The sequence below is a fragment of the Pricia sp. genome (assembly GCF_041745955.1).
Taxonomy (GTDB): Bacteria; Bacteroidota; Bacteroidia; order Flavobacteriales; family Flavobacteriaceae; genus Pricia.
The window spans coordinates 1-1,904 of record NZ_JBGTHY010000199.1; the positions used below are offsets into that span (position 1 = coordinate 1).

At 43.5% G+C, this 1,904-nt stretch carries 2 protein-coding genes and 2 pseudogenes; 3 read left to right on the forward strand and 1 reads right to left on the reverse strand.

Annotation, left to right across the window (positions count from 1 at the left end; translation table 11 throughout):
• The 3 genes and pseudogenes from ACEW8S_RS06995 to ACEW8S_RS07005 all read left to right on the forward strand — a co-directional run.
• Positions 1 to 198 (forward strand): annotated as a pseudogene (locus ACEW8S_RS06995) (cytochrome c); the annotation flags it as partial.
• Positions 199 to 358: 160 nt separating this feature from the next.
• Positions 359 to 655, forward strand: coding sequence for a type II toxin-antitoxin system HigB family toxin (locus ACEW8S_RS07000; RefSeq protein WP_373517452.1), 297 nt, complete (start codon positions 359 to 361; stop codon positions 653 to 655).
• 10 nt (positions 656 to 665) lie between these two features.
• A complete protein-coding gene (locus tag ACEW8S_RS07005) occupies positions 666 to 1,037 on the forward strand; it encodes a type II toxin-antitoxin system HigA family antitoxin (RefSeq protein WP_373517453.1) in 372 nt (123 codons plus the stop codon).
• A 259-nt stretch (positions 1,038 to 1,296) separates the two neighbouring features.
• Here the strand turns inward: ACEW8S_RS07005 and ACEW8S_RS07010 are convergent.
• Positions 1,297 to 1,754 (reverse strand): annotated as a pseudogene (locus tag ACEW8S_RS07010) (transposase).
• Between the last annotated feature and the right edge of the window lie 150 nt (positions 1,755 to 1,904).

The following is a 1,904-nucleotide window of genomic DNA, read 5'->3' on the forward strand; positions in this document are numbered from 1 at the left end:
GGCCCCGCCCTAAAAGGAGTTTACGAAAGAAGAAACCCCGCCTGGGTGATGAATATGATCATCGCCCCCGACAAAATGCTCAAGGAAGACCCCATCGCCAAGGCCTTGCTCAAAGAATACAACAATGCCATAATGTTGAATCAGAATTTATCCGAAGACGAAACACGACAGGTTGCGGAGTATCTAAGGACGCTGTAAACTTTGTGAGAAAGTTGTTTGAAAAGTGCTTTTATCCGGTTGTATGAATGGGATAAAAGTACTTTTTGTGTTTATATTTGGAAGTTACCCTTTATAATAAAAAATCAACAATAGTTCTATATTCGAGAACTTTTTGTATATTTGTTCTATAATTGAACGATTGAAAAGAATAATTGCAAAAAGTACGCTTCGGGAATATTGGAAAAAGCACGCAGATTCGGAACAGTATCTGAAGACTTGGTACGACACGGCAAAAAGTGCCAAATGGTTCTCGCCGAACGATGTCAAACAAACCTATATCAACGCAAGCATTCTTAAGAACGGTCGGGTATTCTTCAACATCAAAGGAAATTCATATCGGTTGATAGTAAAGTTCAACTATGAAAAACAATGGGCATTTATTCGTTTTATAGGCACACACGCCGAATATGACAAAATAGATGCGGACACGATTTAAACAAAATATTATGGAATTAAAGCCTATTAAATCCGAAAAGGACTACCGAAATGGACTTGAACGCTTGGAGGTAATTTTCGATGCGCCAATCGACACAAAAGAAGGGGACGAAGCGGAAATACTCTCATTGCTTATAGAAAACTATGAAAACGAGCATTATCCGATTGAATCGCCAGACCCTATCGAAGCGATAAAAATACGGATGGAAGAGCTGAATATGCGCCAAAAGGACTTGGTCGGAATCATCGGCGGAAAAAGTCGCGTATCGGAGATCTTGAACAGAAAGAAAAAATTGACCGTCGATATGATAAGGAAACTGGAGCGAATTCTTCAGATTTCGGCTTCGGTCTTGGTCAATAATTATCCACTTGCCGGAAAATAACAAAGGGTAATAACTAAGCGTTCGTGTGGTCGGTACGACCCAACATGAACGCTGTGTTGACTGAACCGGTTGCTTTGCCGCCCTTATGGGGATTGGTCCGGTTTTATTATGGATTTAGAGAAGTTAAAATGGCATCAAGATATACTTTGCCGTCTTTGAGCTGTCTTATTTGAATGGCCGTGGTCTTCTAGCTATCGGGGTTTATGCCGTTCCGGGGCATTTTTTATCGTGAAATTCCCGATCGGCCATAGCTGCGCCCTTACGGTCGAATTACCGTTTTACCCCTTTCACCTTTATTTTGTTGTTTCAGTTTTTTGAGCCGGCGCCGTGGCGGTCCCCGGCCATCGAAGACCATCACCGTTACCAAGTGCCCTGTTTTGCATACTGGGCATATGTCATGTTGCAACGGTCCGCGCTTTACCGTCGTCCGGACATCCCCTATCTGTACCGTTATCAGGGGCAATAACCGTTTTTTCCTGCTACTGTTCAGTATACCATAGTGGCGTATGCGGACAAAGCCCTTGGGCAGTACATGGAGAGCAAAACGAGGATGAACTCCCTGTCCGATAAACGCAATAGCGAATTCCTTCCGCCATGGCGATAGTCCTTTACCGAAGGGGTAACGCCGCCCTGCCCCAGATCCTTGATGCGATGGTTGCCGATCGCAATCTTATGGGTATACCTGCCCAGGTATTCGACCACCTGTGGTGCGCCCATAAAGGGACGATGAGATCGAAATACAGGATAGCCTATCCAACATTGAAGGTATTGCCGAAGAATTTAAAAATAGGACTTCCGAAGAAAAGAAAAGGTTCACAAGAAGTCTAGAGGATATCCTAAAAGATTTGGATGATGAGGAATAGTTAG